The sequence below is a fragment of the Plantactinospora mayteni genome (genome assembly GCF_016862935.1).
GTDB classification, from domain to species: Bacteria; Actinomycetota; Actinomycetes; order Mycobacteriales; family Micromonosporaceae; genus Plantactinospora; species Plantactinospora mayteni.
On record NZ_BONX01000026.1, the window covers coordinates 91,264 to 104,926 of the forward strand.

The window sequence follows — 13,663 nt, forward strand, 5'->3', positions numbered from 1 at the left end:
TGACCCGGTGAGTCAGCCGCATCCCGAACCCCCGCCGCACGGTCCCGTTCCGCCTGGTCCCGTTCCGCCCGCTCCGCCGTACCAGACGGGAGCGCAGCCGGCGCGGAGCCGGCGCCCGCTGATGATCGGGCTGGTGGCCGCGGCGGTGGCGGTCGTGCTCTGCCTCGGGTTCGGCTGCGTCGGCCTGGTGGTCTACTACATGCGGCTCGGCAACGACAGCGGCTCGGCGAGCAGTGCGGGCACGGAGACTCCGCCAGGCTCGGAGCCGGGTTCGGGGTCGCGCACCGCGTCGGCGCGGTGCGCGGGCAGCACCACCCCGGCACACGCCGGGACCAAGGTGGTCGGGCTGCCCGACTTCGACGGGGCGCCGCAGACCGGCATTGCCACGATGCGACTGAGCACCAACCTCGGCCGGATCTCGATCGCCATGGACCGGGCCCGCACCCCGTGCACGGTGGCGAGTTTCCAGCATCTCGCCGAGCGGAAGTTCTTCGACGGCAGCCGCTGCCACCGGCTCGTCACCGAGGGGATCTTCGTACTCCAGTGCGGCGACCCGAGCGGCACGGGGATGGGCGGACCGGATTACAAGTTCGCCGACGAGAACCTGACCGGCGCGCGGTACGAGCGCGGCGTGGTGGCGATGGCGAACACCGGGGAGCCGGGCACCAACGGTAGCCAGTTCTTCATCATCTTCCAGGAGAGTTCGAGCGGGCTCCAGCCGCTCTACACCCCGTTCGGCACGGTCGGCACCGGCCTCGACGTGGTGGACCGGGTGGCCGCCGGTGGCCACGACAACTCCATCGCGGCCGGCGGAGGCGTGCCGAAGGTCGGCATCACCATCGAGACCGTCTCCGTGAACTGACACACCGGCGTGAGCTGACACATCGGCGTGAACCGACACACCGGCCCGCCCTCCGCTGCCTGCAACAACGGAGGGCGGGCCGGTGCCTGACGGACGTACCGCCCCGTTCGCGCCCAGGAAGACGGGGGTGACGCGTCCGTCCCCCGTCAGTCCTCGCGCTCCAGAGACCGCCGCTGCTGGTCGGCGGTACTCCGGCACCCGACCGTCGGCCGAGCGCAGGGTGCCGTCATCTCTCGACTTCCTCTGATCCGACCGGACTCCCCGCCGCACACCGTTGTGCCCCGACCGGCCATACGTCCCCGAGCGTGCCCCAGCGGCCTAGCGCATTGCCTGTAAGAACCTTGAATCCGCTGTTCAGCGCCGATTCAGCACCAGCTCAGTACCAGCTCGGCACCAGCTCAGTACCAGCTCGGCACCAGCTCAGTGCCGGCTCGGCACCGCTTCGACGACGGTTCAGCGGCGGTTCAGCGGTACCCAGGTCCAGCCGTCGGCCGAGCCGTAGCTGACGTCGCCGTCGCCCCGGGCGTAGAGCCAGCCGTCCCGGGCCCGGAGCACCGGGCTGAACATCGGGGGCAGGCCACGCAGCTCGACCTGCTGGTAGCTCGCCCCGCCCCGCCGGGCGGCCCAGAACCGGTACTCGCCGCTGCCCGGGCCGCGCGGACCCGTGCTCGCCTGGTAGACGACGTGGCTGCCGTCCGGGGTGACGAACGATCCCGGGTTGGACGGCTCGTACGGGACCTGGTCCGCGCCGGGCCGCCGCTGCCAGCCCTCGGCCACCGTGTGCCGGTAGACGGCTCGACCCCGCGTGTCGGTGACGACCGCGTAGTCGACCCCGCCCGGACCGATCGAGATCTGCACCTGTGGACACTCGTACGCCCCACAGACCGCCATCTCCGCGAAGGTGTGGCTGGACCAGCTCCGGCCACCGTCCACACTCGTCGCGATCGCCGGCCGGGCGGACTCCCGGTCGTAGCCCGGCGCCCAGAGCCGACCGTCCGACTCCACGATCGCCTGGCGGTCGCCGAGGATCTGCGCGGGCTGCTCGGTCAGCGGCGAGACCCGGTTCGTGACCGGGTCGAAGGCGTACACCTGGCACGGCTCGACGCCGGGGATCGACGTACCGCCGGATTCGGTCTCCGGGTCGGGCCGGCAGACGGCGAAGCTGCCGGGTGCCACCGCCGGCACCGCCGGGGCGGTACCGGTCGCCTGCCAGCTCCGCCCACCGTCCCGGCTCGCCACCAGCGTCGACGGTCGGCCCCCCAGCGGCTCCGTCGTCCGGTCGACGAGCAGCAGGTCGGGGCCGAGCACCAGCGCGTTGGCGTACTGGGCCGGGGTGCCGCGCTCGGTCCAGGTCCGGCCGCCGTCGTCCGAGCCGACCAGTTGCCAGATAGTCTTGCAGGGCCCGCCCGAGCAGGTCGACAGCGCCAGGTAGAGGTGCCGGGAGTCGGCGGCCCGCATCCACTGGATCCGCCCCGGATGCGGCAACACTCCCGGTGCGCCGGTGGGCGCTGCGCTCGCCACCTGGTCGTCGACCGGCGCCGGGCCCGAACCGGTGCCGGGCATCGCCACCACCGCCGCGGTGGCGACCGCGCAGGCGGTGACCGCGAACGCGGTGCCGGCCATCGCGGCGGCTCGGCGTCGACGGCGCCGCCGGCCCGCCGCGTACACCTGGTCGGCGAGCAACCGGGTCGGTGGCGGCGCCTCGGTCGCGTCCTCGAAGAGTTCGCGCAACTCGGTCATCTCGTCGTCTCCTCGGTCCGCTCGGTCATGTCTTTCCCTCCGTCACCAGAACCAGCCCCTCCGCCGGTACGGCGTCGCCGAGCGCCCGGCGCAGCGTGGCGAGGCCCCGGGCGGTCTGGCTCTTCACCGTGCCCTCCGAGCAACCCAGCACGGCGGCCGTCTCGGCGACGTCGAGTCCCTGGTAGAAGCGGCAGATCAGCGTCACCCGCTGCCGGGGCGGCACCTCCCGGAGTGCCCGGGCGAAGACCACCCGCCGGGTGACGCTCTCGGCGTCGTCGTCCGGCCCGGCCAGCTCCGGCGGCTCGGCGACCGCCCGTTCACGCCGCCGCCACACCCGGCGGGTCTCCGCCAGGTACGACCGGACCAGGCAGGTACGCACGAACGCGTCCAGCGCCTGCGGGTCGCGTACCCGATGCCACGCCGACGCGAGCCGGATGAACGCGGTCTGGGCCAGGTCGTCGGCCCAGTGCCAGTCCCCGCACATCAGGTACGCCGACCGCCGCACCACGTCCCGCCGGGCCGCGAAGTACTCGCTGAACTGGCGCCGATCCTCGTCGTCGCTTCGCATCCCGCTCCTCTCACCGGATAGGTGCACACCGGAGGCGACGCGGGTTGCCTGGACGAGCGGAGAATCTGCTGGAGGGGCGGAGAAGTTTCAGCCGTTCGGCGACGGCACCACGAACCCCGCCTCGTACGCGGCGATCACCGCCTGGGTCCGGTCCCGCGCACCGAGCTTGGCCAGTACGTTGCCGACGTGCGTCTTGACGGTCTCGACGCCGAGCACCAGTTCGGTGGCGATCTCGGAGTTGGACAGGCCGGTGGCCATCAGCCGCAGCACCTCCCCCTCCCGCTCGGTGAGCCGGGCTCGACCGAGCCGGTCGCCGGCCGGGCCGGGGGCGTACGCCGCCACGAGTCGACGCAGTGCCGCCGGGAAGAGCAGGGACTCGCCCTTGGCGACCACCCGGATCGCGTCCACCACCTCGGCCGGTCGGGCCCGCTTCAGCAGGAAGCCGTGTGCGCCGGCCCGGAGCGCCTGGTAGACGTACTCGTCGTTCTCGAAGGTGGTGACCACCAGGATCCGGGGCGGGTTGGCCGAGGTGGCGAGCAGATGCCGGGTGGCCTGGATGCCGTCGATGGCCGGCATCCGGACGTCCATCAGCACCACGTCGGGCCGCAGCTTGGCGACCAGCGGCGGCACCTCGGCCCCGTCGGCGGCCTCACCGACGACGGTCAGGTCCGGCTGCGCGTCGACGATGGCCCGCAGGCCGACCCGGATCAGCTCCTCGTCGTCGACGACCAGCACGCTGATGGTCATATCCGCTCCATTCCCTGCCGCTCCCCCGCCGCTGCGGCCGGCGGTTCGGCCACCGTGGTCGGCAGCCGCACCGCGACCCGCCAGTTGCCGTCCTCCGGCCCGGCGCTGACCCGGCCGCCGAGCAGCACCACCCGCTCCCGGATGCCGGCCAGCCCCCGGCCCTGCCGCTGCCCCGGCGGGCGCACCGGACCGGGTCGGCCCCGGACCGCCCCGGACGGCTCGCCGAGCGCGTTGACCAGCTCGATCTCCAGGGCGTCGGGGCGGGCCGCGACCCGCAGCGTCACCGGCCGCCGGCCGGCGTGCCGGGCCGCGTTGGTCAGCCCCTCCTGGACGATCCGGTAGCCCTCCCGGGCCACCACCGCCGGCACCGCGCCGAGGTCGCCGGCCAGCTCGACGCTGACCGCCAGCCCGGTCGCCCGGGTGTCGGCCACCAGCCGGTCCAGCTCGTCGAGGGTACGCTGCGGCGCCCGAGCCGCCGGGCCGTCGTCCCCGCCCCCCGCACCGCCGTTGTTTCCGGGCCGGCCGCCGTCCCCGGACCGGTCGGCGTCGCCCTGCCGGAGCAGCCCGAGTACGTGGTCCAGGTCGGCCATCGCCGCCCGGCCGGTCTCCTCGATCGCCCGTAGCGCCCGGCGGACGAACTCCCGGTCGGTCTCCAGCAGCTCGCCGGCCGCCGCCGCCTGGAGGGTGGCGACGGTGAGCGCGTGACCGACCGAGTCGTGCAGTTCCCGGGCCAGCCGGTTGCGCTCGGCGAGCTGGTTGGCCTGCCGCTCGAGCGCGGCGATCCGCTCGGTCTGGGAGGGGCCGAGCAGTACCGGAGCCATCAGCCTGGCCAGCGCGCCCAACCCGGCGACGGCATAGCCGAGCAGCACCAGCAGGCCCACCCCGACCAGGTTGAGCCAGCCCCGGTGCCAGTCGGAGAGCGGACCGATCTGGAGGTCGTGCAGGGTTCCGGTGCTGACGCCGAGCTGCGCGAAGAGGAAGAGCAACGCCATCGGCAGGGCCACGATCAGGGCGAACCCGACCAGGCCGCCGGAGACCAGGTGGATGCCGATCCAGAGGGCGCAGCGCAGCCGGGTCTCCCGGTCGATCCCGCCGTCGGCGGGCGGCTCGGGGAGTTCGACGTCGAGCAGGGCACGGGTGGCGGCGATCTCCAGCGCCCGGGTGCCGCGCAGGAACAGCGGTACGGCCGCGATCACCGCTGCGGCCACGACCAGCGGCAGCACGGCCAGCCGGGGTACGTCGTCGGCGCGCAGCAGGTCGACGAAGACGGTCACCAGCAGCAGGTACGGCAGCAGCAGGACCCCGCCGAGCAGCAGGAAGACCCCTCGGCGGTAGGTGGCACCACTGGTCAGCGGCGCCAGGGCGGCCCGGAGCGTCACCCGGCCATTCTGCCTCGCGATGCTCGGCTGCGACGGGTCCGCTGCCGGGACACCCGGGTCAGCGGTGTTCCCGGACGTACTCCTTCGGGTCTTTGTCCTGGAATGCCAGGTCGCGCCCGCCGGGGTGCTCGCCGTAGAAGGTGAGCCAGCGGGCGCCGAGTTCGGCGCGCAGTTCGGGGCTGGAGTTGCGCCGGAAGTCCGCGAGCGCACCGTCCTCCTCCTCGGCCAGGTGCGCGGTGTTCTCCCGCCGGGCCTGCCAGACCGCCGCCCACCAGCCGTCGGTGCCGGGTACGTGGCGCTTCGACTCGGCGATCGCGTCCCGGATCTTGTTGTGGTCCCCGATCGCGTCGTCGGTCTCCTCGCCCGCGCCGGCGTCCCCGTGCCGGACCAGGTACGGGTAGAGGATCGCCTCCTCCGCCTCGGCGTGGATGTCGAGGTGCAGTGCCAGCGGCTCCCAGACCGCCCGGAGGGCCGCCTCGCCCCGGGCGTCGTCGAGCCTGGCGAATCCCCGGCGGAAGGCGGCGTGGTCCTCCAGGATCAGCGCGGTGATGTCCTCCATCGTGGGTCTGACCTCCTCGATCAGGTCGGCACTTCGCCCGATAGGCACGGAAGTTCCAATTTTGCGGGCTACTAGCGAAAGTATCGCGATAAAGGACAGAATTCCCCGCATGGCTGTTGGAGAGTTCCAGACGCAGGTCGTCCGGCGTGCCCGGGGGATCAGCGCCGCCCTCAGCACACCGCCGTACGTGAAACCGGGGCACTTCTACTCGCCGGCCACCTCGCCGGCCGACCGGAACACCGCGATCGGCTGGCGTGACCTCGCACCCGTCGGCGTCGACCTGCGGGAACCGGAGCAGCTCAAGCTGGCTGCCGAACTCGGTCCGCTGATGCGGGAACTCCCCAGCGACCGCTGGCACGACCACAACGGCATGTACGGCCGCGCCGACGCCGCCGTGCTGCACGCGATGCTCCGACACCACCGACCGGCCCGGCTGATCGAGGTCGGCTCCGGCTACTCCACCGCGGTCGCCCTGGACGTCGCCGACCGCTACCTGCCGGACCTGCGGATCACCTGCGTCGAACCGCATCCGGAGCGGCTGCGCTCCCGGCTGCGCCCCGGCGACCGGGTCGACCTGGTCCAGCGCCGGGTCCAGGACGTCGACCGGTCCGCCTTCGCCAAGCTCGACTCCGGGGACATCCTGCTGATCGACTCGACGCACGTGGCCAAGGCCGGCTCGGACGTCGTCTGGCTGCTGCTGCACGTCCTACCCACGCTGCGGCCCGGGGTGATCGTGCACATCCACGACGTCCACTGGCCGTTCGAATATCCGGAGCGCTGGCTCCGGGAGGGCCGGGACTGGACCGAGGTCTACCTGCTCCGGGCGTTCCTCACCGACAACGCGGCGTGGCGGGTGCTGCTCTTCACCTCGTGGCTCTGGTCGTGCCGCCCTGACGTGCTACCGGCCGAACTCCGGGGGCTGCCCACCGGCGCGTTCTGGATGCGCCGCGCCGAGCAACCGCCCGGCACCGCCTGACCGGCACTCCACCAGCAACTGGCTGCGCCCAGCCGCAACCGCCCGGCACCGCCTGAGCAGCGCACAACCCGCAACCTGTCCGGCACTCCACCAGCAAGGAGAACCCGGCTCACCAGGCCAGGTCGGCGTCCCGCTCCGGCGGGCCGACCGGCAGGATCGGCCGGGGGCCGCGCGGCGGCTTGGGCCGGCGCTGCCACTCGCGCGGATAGCCGAGCGACACCTCGTCGAAGCGGACCCCGTCGAACCAGTTCACCCTGGGGATGTGCAGGTGCCCGTAGACCACGGCGGCGGCCTGGTAGCGGCGGTGCCAGTCGGCGGTGTGCACGGTGCCGCACCACTGCGCGAAGACCGGATAGCGCAGGATGTCGGTGACCTCGCGGACCAACGGCCAGTGGTTGACCAGCACGGTCCGGGTGCCCGGGGCGAGTTCGGCCAGCCGGCGTTCGGTGAGCGCCAGCCGGGCCGCGCACCAGTCCTCGCGGGTCGGATAGGGGTCGGGGTGCAGGAAGTACTCGTCGGTGCAGACGACCCCGGCCTCGTGCGCCATCGCCAGCCCGGCCTCCTTGGTCTGCGCACCCTTCGGCCGGAACGTGTAGTCGTAGAGCAGGAAGAGCGGCACCACCGTGACCGGCCCGCCCTCGCCGCTCCACACCGGGTACGGATCCTCCGGGGTGATCACCCCGATCCGTCGGCACATCTCGACCAGCAGCTCGTACCGGGCGACTCCGCGCAACTGGACGGTGTCCTGCTGGGGCGTCCACAGCTCGTGGTTGCCGGGCACCCACACCACGGTGGAGAAGCGCTCCTTCAGCAGCCGCAGCGCCCAGTAGATGTCCTCCACCCGGTCCGCGACGTCACCGGCCACCAGCAGCCAGTCCTCGTCGGAGCCCGGCACGAAGCCCTCGACCAGTTTCCGGTTCTCGGGGTAACCGATGTGCAGGTCGCTGACGGCCAGCAGTTCGCCGCCGGTACGCGAGGGGGCCACCGGGCGATCCTACCGGTCCGGCCGGCCGGACCGGACGGCCACGCTCAGGGCTCGACCCAGCCGTGCGACCGGGCCAGCCCGACCAACTGCTGCCGGATCACGCCGATCTGGGCGCCGGTCAGCGAAGGTACCTTCTCGATCAGCAGCTCGGTGACCTCACCACTGAACTCGGCCCCGGAGAGTACGTCACAGAGCTCGTCGTCGCCGGCCGCCCGGCTCGGACGCGGCTTGGCCGCCGGCCGGTCGACGATCTGGATCGCGGACGCCTTCAACCCCCGCTCCCCCTGCTCGACCTCGTATTCCAGGCGCATCCCCGGCTGGATCAGGTGCTTGTCCTCGCCGAAGTCGTTGGCGTGCACGAAGACGTCCTCGCCACCGCTGTCGGGGGCGATGAAGCCGTAGCCGCGTACCTCGTCGAACCTGAGCAACTTTCCGGACGCCACCACAACCACCGCCACCCTCAGCCGACCGACCACCAGCGCGCCGGGCCACCTCGGCCCGGCACCGCCTGCCGGACCGGCCGGGCCGCCCCTGGCCACACAGTAGCGAGCCGATCGCTCCCCGGGCAGCCCTCAGGCACCGGGGCCGGTCGCGGCCGGACACTCCGGCTACGACGTGATCGCCCGCGCCCACGGGCTACGACGAGATCGCCCGCGCCCACGGTACGACGAGCCGCTCGATCGCCACCACCAGATAGAACAGCAGCGCACCCATCAGCGCCAACAGGGTCAGCGCGGCGAACGCGAGCGGGGTGTCGGCGGAGGCTCCGGAGTTGACGATGACCGAGCCGAGCCCCCGGTCGGGGTTCACCACCTCGCCGATGATCGCGCCGATGATCGCCAGCGAGATCGCCACCTTCAACCCGACGAAGATCTGCGGCAGCGCCCAGGAGAGTCGTACCTTGAGGAAGGTCTGCCACCACGAAGCGGAGAGCGAGTGCACCAACTCGCGCAGGTCGCTCGGGGTCGAGGTGAGCCCGGCCATCGTGGAGACCACGATCGGGAAGAAGCAGACCAGGATCACCATGACGATCTTGGGCTCCGGCCCGAAGCCCATCCAGACCAGCAGCAGCGGCGCGAGCGCCACCTTCGGTACGGCGTTGACCGCCGCCATCAGCGGCATGGTCATCCGCTCGACCGTCCGGGAGGCCGCCAGCACCAGCGCGATCAGCAGCCCGGCGCTGGCGGCGATGCCGAACCCGACCACCGTCTCCAGCAGGGTCACCCAGGTCTCCGCGAGCAGATAGCCGGGCAGCCGGCGGAACGCGTCGACCACGTCCGGCGGCGCCGGCAGGAAGAACGACGAGATGTCGAAGAGTTCGGTGATCAGCCACCAGAGGCCGATCGCCAGCACGGCACCGAGGACGGGCAGCCCGACGTTGGCCCAGAGTCGGGCCGCGCGGGTGGTCGGCGAGCTGGTCATCACGGCCTCCGGGGTGGGGTGACGCGGCGACGGCAGGGGGTGGCCGGCGGCCCGGGTCGGCGTGCCGGTCGGGGAACGGTGCGGACGATACCGGGACGGCGGACGATACCGGGACGGCGGCCAAGGCGACCGCCGTCCCGGTCCGAGTCCGTCACCGAGTGGCGCACTCAGGACTCCGTCCCGAAGCCCTCGGCCCCGCAGGACTCCGGGACGAAGCCTCGACCGTCAGGACTTCGGGACGAAGCCGAAGTCGACGACCTTCTCCGGGGTCAGCCCGGCCGGGATGAGGCCGGCGCCCTGCATCACGGCGATGGTCCGCATCACCCGCTGCTCGTCCATGAAGCCGATCGGCGCGCCGCCGACCGGTGCCACGTAGGGGGTCATCGCCTTGATCTCGCCGACCCCGGACGGCACGGCGTAGCTCGGCTCCGCCTTGTTGAGGATCTGCGCCGCCTCCTCGGGGTGGTCGATCGTGTACTGCAAGCCCTTGAGCAGCGCACCGGTGAACCGGCGGACCAGCTCCGGGTTCTTCTCGATCAGGGTGGGCGAGGTGATGACCGCGTTGCCGAACAGGTCCCGGAGGTAGTCGCTGTACGGCAGCACCACCACCTCCTTCTTGGACGCGTTCGCCAGGGCCGTGCGGCTGAGCAGGAAGGTGCCGAGCGCGTCGACCTTCCGGGACGCCATCAGACCGTTCAGCGCGGTGGTCTGTGCCCCCTGGATCTTCACCTTCGAGACGTCGATGCCGGCCAGCCGGGCGTACGCCGGGAAGAGCAGTTCGGTGACCGACCCGGCGCCGGTCGCCATCGTCTTGCCTTCCAGGTCCTTCGGGGTGCTGATGTTGGTGTCCTTGGTGGTCATCACCGCGACCAGCGTCTGCTGGTGCACGGCGGCGATGGCCCGCCACTCGGTGAACTCGCCCTTTCCGGACTGGATCACCGCACCGGTGAAGTCGAGCGCGGCGAACTGCACCTTGTTGGACTTCAGCGCCGTCAGGTTCGGGACGTTGCCCGCGCCCTTCTGGATGTCCACCTCAATGCCGGCCTCGGCGAAGTAGCCCTTCTCCTTCGCCACCCAGACGAACGAGTCCCGGCCGACCGCCCCGAAGGCGGTGATGTACGCGACCTTGTCCGGGTCCTTCTTGGACGCTTCGGCGTCCGACCCGGAGTCGCCGCTGCACCCGCTCGTGACCGCCAGCGCCGCCGCCAGTAACGCCGCGGCGAGCAGGCGAGAACGTCTGATCATGTGTGCCTCCCGCTTGTGGAATGGACCCGAGGGCGGGCAATCGACGCCTCGTGCCCGAACAGCTGCGCCGCGACCCCTCGGCACGTGTCCGGCCCGCCGGCCCTCGTTCGGTCGAGAATCGTAAAGGAGTCTTGTCCGAAATGTCATCGACAAGATCCGGTCAAGATTCTGGCAAGCAGCCGCATGATCGTTTCCGGCCAGGAGAATATCCGCAGCTCAGGGTGATTGACATTCGGCATCGACAGCAGACAACCTGTCCGCAATATTGTTGATAATTCAGGAGACAATGTTGCCGTCAGCCGTACTGAGCTGGGAGTTGTCGGGTTTTCGGGACCCGGCCGATCCGACCGACACCGGTCGCGCCATGCCGGCGTACTGCCCGGTTGGCGGGCGCACTCCGGCTAAGGTCCGACGCGTGCATATCCCCGTCGACACGGTGGACTCCGCGGACCCGACGTACCAGTCTCACCGTACCGTTCGATTCCGTCGCGGCTGCCCCCGAAATCGCCCAAATGTTGACCGACGATGGACGTCGGACAGATTTCCGCCCGGATCGACCGGGCCCGAAGCGCTCGGGTGACCGGATCATGACCGATTCCACGCAGCGGCCACCGACAGCCGACCGAGGTCGTCCCCGGATCGTCCGGCAGCAACCGTCGGCCGACGAACCGCCACCGCCGGCCGACCACGGCGACCCACCCACCACTTCGGAGCCACCGACCGCTTCGGAGCCACCGACTGCTTCGGAGCCACCGACCGTCGGCCGGCGCATCGCGACCCGGTCCGCCGAGGAGGCGTACGACCAGCTCCGGCAGGAGATCTACCGGGGCGAGCTGATGCCCAACGAGCGGCTGATCGAGATCGAGCTGGCGACCCGGCTACAGGTCAGCCGGGCGGTCGTCCGCACCGTACTTGTCCGACTCGGTCAGGACGGACTCGTCGTGCTCACCCCGAACCGGGGCGCACACGTCCGGCTGGTCAGCGAGGAGGAGGCGGTCGAGATCCTCCAGGTGCGGGCCGTACTGGAGGCGCTCACCGCGCGTCAGGCGGCGCACAACGCCACCGCCCGGGAGATCGCCGCGATCCGCCGGGCGCTCGCCCGGATGGCCCGGAAACTGGAGCAGGACGACCTGCTCGGCTACTCGGAGGGGAACGCCAAGCTGCACGCGGCGATCATCGCGGCGGCCCGGCACGAGACCGCGGCCCGGCTCATCACCGGACTACGGGCCCAGCTCGTCCGGTTCCAGTACCGCACCATCCTGGTGCCCGGTCGGCCGGGCCGGTCGTTCGAGGAGCACACCGCGATCGTCGAGGCCATCGCGGCCCGGGATCCGGACGCGGCCGAGGCGGCGATGCGGCAACACCTCGGACACGTCGAGTCCACTCTGGCCAACACCGCCACGGCGATCCGTCGCCGGGGCGGCCGGCCCGATTCCACCCGTCAGGGCTGACCGGCGTACGGTCCGCCCACCCCTCCAAGGAGTGTCATGTCCGAGCACCCCGTCCCGTCCGCCCGCGCCCGTGCCCTGGTCGCCGGGGCGTACGACACCCATGTGCACGTCGCGCCCGACGTGATGGAGCGGCGGATCGACGACCTCGACCTGGCCGGCCGGTTCGCCGAGGTCGGGCTCGCCGGCTTCGTACTCAAGTCCCACTACGTGACGACCGCCGAGCGGGCGATGGTGGTCCGCAAGGTACGTCCCGAGGTGGACGTGCTCGGCGCGGTCACCCTGAACGGCTCGATGGGTGGGATGAACCCGGCCGCGGTCGAGATCGCCGGTCGACAGGGAGCCCGGGTCGTCTGGATGCCCACCGTCGACTCCGGCAACCAACGCCGCAGCAGCGCCACTGATTTGCCCGGAGCCAAGCCGGCACTGTGGGGAGCACTCCAGGCGGACCTGCACGCCCAGGGCATCGTCCCGGACGTCGTCGAGGTGGTCGACCCCGACGGACGGGTGTTGGAACGGGTCCGCCAGGTACTCCGGGTCATCGCCCGACACGACCTGGTACTCGCCACCGGACACCTGGACGGCGTCGAGGTACTGGCCGTCGTCCGGGCCGCCACCGAGGAGGGAGTACGCCGGATCGTCGTCACCCACCCCGAGTTCACCTCGCAGCGGCTGCCCGTCGCCCAACAGCGGGAACTCGCCGAGGCGGGTGCCCTGCTGGAGCGCTGCTTCACCACGCCGTACACCGGAAAGGTCTCCTGGCCGGACCTGTTCGGCAACATCCGGGCGGTCGGGGTCGCGCACTCGGTACTCTCCAGCGACCTCGGGCAGCCGTTCAACCCGCCGGTCGAGGACGGGCTCGCGCTCTTCGCCGACCGGCTACTGGAGGCCGGCTTCTCCGAGCGGGACGTCCAGACGATGGCTGTGGAGAACTCACGCCGGCTGGCGGTGGTCGCCGCAGACCGCGTGCCGGCCTGACCCCTGGCCCCGGCATCGACCTGGCCCCGGTCCTGGCCCCGTCCCCGGTCCTGGCCCCGGTCCTGGTCCCGGTCCTGGTCCTGGCTCCGGCATCGGCCGACCGCACTCCGGTCGGGCCGGTGCCGGCCGTGCGCGTCGGCCCGGAAGACGGCCACGTCCGCGCGACGCTGGTGCCGGCCGGTCAGGCGGGGGTAGGGCGGGCCGGCGGGGGCAGGGCGGGCCGGGGCGCGGGCGGGGTTCAGGTGGCGGGTGCGACCTCGACGAGCGGTTCATGGCGTACCGGGAAGTTGACCGAGCTGGCGATGAAGCAGAGCCGATGCGCCTGCTCGTGCAGCTCGGTCGCCCGCTCCACCATCTCCGGCGCGGCCACGGTCACCCGGGGCCGGAGTACGACCTCGGTGAACGCGCCGCCACCGTCCCCGCTCTCGGCCATCGTGCCGACCGCCTCGTCGACGTACCCGGTGACCACCACCCGACCCCGGGCGCAGAGGCTGAGGTACGACAGCATGTGGCACTGGGCCAGCGCGGCGACCAGCAGTTGTTCCGGGTTCCACCGGGCCGGGTCGCCCCGGAACGTCGGGTCGGCGGAGCCGAGCAGCGGTGCCGGGCCGTCGGCGGTGACCCGGTGGTCCCGGCCGTAGTCGCGGTAGTTGACCGTGCCGGCCTGGCCGGCTCCGGTCCAGGTGACATTCAACGCGTAGTCGTGCTTCCTCGGCACCGGCTCTCCCCCTCGGCTCGCGGCAGCGAGCGTCGA

At 71.9% G+C, this 13,663-nt stretch carries 14 protein-coding genes; 4 read left to right on the forward strand and 10 right to left on the reverse strand.

Annotation, left to right across the window (positions count from 1 at the left end):
* Positions 1 to 121: 121 nt before the first annotated feature.
* Positions 122 to 862, forward strand: a complete 741-nt coding sequence (locus Pma05_RS19530; RefSeq protein WP_203858872.1) for a peptidylprolyl isomerase — start codon at positions 122 to 124, stop codon at positions 860 to 862.
* Between the two features lie 453 nt (positions 863 to 1,315).
* Here the strand turns inward: Pma05_RS19530 and Pma05_RS19535 are convergent, their stop codons facing one another.
* The 5 genes from Pma05_RS19535 to Pma05_RS19555 form a co-directional block, all read right to left on the reverse strand.
* Positions 1,316 to 2,602, reverse strand: coding sequence for a sialidase family protein (locus Pma05_RS19535; protein WP_203858873.1), 1,287 nt, complete (start codon positions 2,600 to 2,602; stop codon positions 1,316 to 1,318).
* A 25-nt stretch (positions 2,603 to 2,627) separates the two neighbouring features.
* The gene (locus tag Pma05_RS19540; RefSeq protein WP_203858874.1) at positions 2,628 to 3,170 is read right to left on the reverse strand and encodes a SigE family RNA polymerase sigma factor; all 543 of its coding nucleotides are present in this window, start codon (positions 3,168 to 3,170) and stop codon (positions 2,628 to 2,630) included.
* Between the two features lie 87 nt (positions 3,171 to 3,257).
* Complete coding sequence (locus tag Pma05_RS19545; protein ID WP_203858875.1) at positions 3,258 to 3,917, reverse strand: response regulator; 660 nt, start codon at positions 3,915 to 3,917, stop codon at positions 3,258 to 3,260.
* Positions 3,914 to 5,296 (reverse strand): sensor histidine kinase, encoded by a 1,383-nt coding sequence (locus Pma05_RS19550; RefSeq protein WP_203858876.1) that lies wholly within the window; start codon positions 5,294 to 5,296, stop codon positions 3,914 to 3,916. Before Pma05_RS19550 ends, Pma05_RS19545 begins: the two co-directional genes overlap by 4 nt.
* A 58-nt stretch (positions 5,297 to 5,354) precedes the next feature.
* Positions 5,355 to 5,903: a hemerythrin domain-containing protein gene (locus Pma05_RS19555; protein ID WP_239312675.1), complete on the reverse strand. Its 549-nt coding sequence runs from the start codon at positions 5,901 to 5,903 to the stop codon at positions 5,355 to 5,357.
* 61 nt (positions 5,904 to 5,964) lie between these two features.
* Here Pma05_RS19555 and Pma05_RS19560 point away from each other — a divergent pair, with 61 nt between their 5' ends.
* Positions 5,965 to 6,831: a class I SAM-dependent methyltransferase gene (locus Pma05_RS19560; RefSeq protein ID WP_203858877.1), complete on the forward strand. Its 867-nt coding sequence runs from the start codon at positions 5,965 to 5,967 to the stop codon at positions 6,829 to 6,831.
* Between the two features lie 109 nt (positions 6,832 to 6,940).
* On the opposite strand, the gene Pma05_RS19565 is transcribed toward Pma05_RS19560, so the two are convergent.
* The 4 genes from Pma05_RS19565 to Pma05_RS19580 form a co-directional block, all read right to left on the reverse strand.
* Entirely contained in the window at positions 6,941 to 7,816 is an 876-nt protein-coding gene (locus Pma05_RS19565) for a metallophosphoesterase family protein (RefSeq protein WP_203858878.1), read from the reverse strand.
* 44 nt (positions 7,817 to 7,860) lie between these two features.
* A complete protein-coding gene (locus tag Pma05_RS19570) occupies positions 7,861 to 8,262 on the reverse strand; it encodes a cold-shock protein (RefSeq protein WP_372441507.1) in 402 nt (133 codons plus the stop codon).
* 190 nt (positions 8,263 to 8,452) lie between these two features.
* The gene (locus tag Pma05_RS19575) at positions 8,453 to 9,238 is read right to left on the reverse strand and encodes an ABC transporter permease (protein ID WP_203858880.1); all 786 of its coding nucleotides are present in this window, start codon (positions 9,236 to 9,238) and stop codon (positions 8,453 to 8,455) included.
* Between the two features lie 225 nt (positions 9,239 to 9,463).
* The gene (locus Pma05_RS19580; RefSeq protein ID WP_203858881.1) at positions 9,464 to 10,483 is read right to left on the reverse strand and encodes an ABC transporter substrate-binding protein; all 1,020 of its coding nucleotides are present in this window, start codon (positions 10,481 to 10,483) and stop codon (positions 9,464 to 9,466) included.
* A gap of 587 nt (positions 10,484 to 11,070) precedes the next feature.
* On the opposite strand from Pma05_RS19580, the gene Pma05_RS19585 reads away from it, so the two are divergent.
* Together Pma05_RS19585 and Pma05_RS19590 are read left to right on the forward strand one after the other, a co-directional pair.
* Positions 11,071 to 11,934, forward strand: coding sequence for a GntR family transcriptional regulator (locus Pma05_RS19585; RefSeq protein ID WP_203858882.1), 864 nt, complete (start codon positions 11,071 to 11,073; stop codon positions 11,932 to 11,934).
* A 36-nt stretch (positions 11,935 to 11,970) separates the two neighbouring features.
* Positions 11,971 to 12,909, forward strand: a complete 939-nt coding sequence (locus tag Pma05_RS19590) for a DUF6282 family protein (protein ID WP_203858883.1) — start codon at positions 11,971 to 11,973, stop codon at positions 12,907 to 12,909.
* 238 nt (positions 12,910 to 13,147) lie between these two features.
* Here Pma05_RS19590 and Pma05_RS19595 read toward each other — a convergent pair whose 3' ends face one another.
* Positions 13,148 to 13,627 carry an OsmC family protein gene (locus tag Pma05_RS19595; RefSeq protein ID WP_203858884.1) on the reverse strand — a complete coding sequence of 160 codons (480 nt, stop codon included), beginning with the start codon at positions 13,625 to 13,627 and terminating at the stop codon, positions 13,148 to 13,150.
* Between the last annotated feature and the right edge of the window lie 36 nt (positions 13,628 to 13,663).

Coding starts and splice junctions, on each gene's coding strand:
- Pma05_RS19530 (WP_203858872.1), top strand. CDS start 122: ATGATCGGGCTGGTGGCCGCGGCGGTGGCGGTCGTGCTCTGCCTCGGG.
- Pma05_RS19535 (WP_203858873.1), bottom strand. CDS start 2,602: ATGACCGAGTTGCGCGAACTCTTCGAGGACGCGACCGAGGCGCCGCCA.
- Pma05_RS19540 (WP_203858874.1), bottom strand. CDS start 3,170: ATGCGAAGCGACGACGAGGATCGGCGCCAGTTCAGCGAGTACTTCGCG.
- Pma05_RS19545 (WP_203858875.1), bottom strand. CDS start 3,917: ATGACCATCAGCGTGCTGGTCGTCGACGACGAGGAGCTGATCCGGGTC.
- Pma05_RS19560 (WP_203858877.1), top strand. CDS start 5,965: ATGGCTGTTGGAGAGTTCCAGACGCAGGTCGTCCGGCGTGCCCGGGGG.
- Pma05_RS19575 (WP_203858880.1), bottom strand. CDS start 9,238: ATGACCAGCTCGCCGACCACCCGCGCGGCCCGACTCTGGGCCAACGTC.
- Pma05_RS19580 (WP_203858881.1), bottom strand. CDS start 10,483: ATGATCAGACGTTCTCGCCTGCTCGCCGCGGCGTTACTGGCGGCGGCG.
- Pma05_RS19585 (WP_203858882.1), top strand. CDS start 11,071: ATGACCGATTCCACGCAGCGGCCACCGACAGCCGACCGAGGTCGTCCC.
- Pma05_RS19590 (WP_203858883.1), top strand. CDS start 11,971: ATGTCCGAGCACCCCGTCCCGTCCGCCCGCGCCCGTGCCCTGGTCGCC.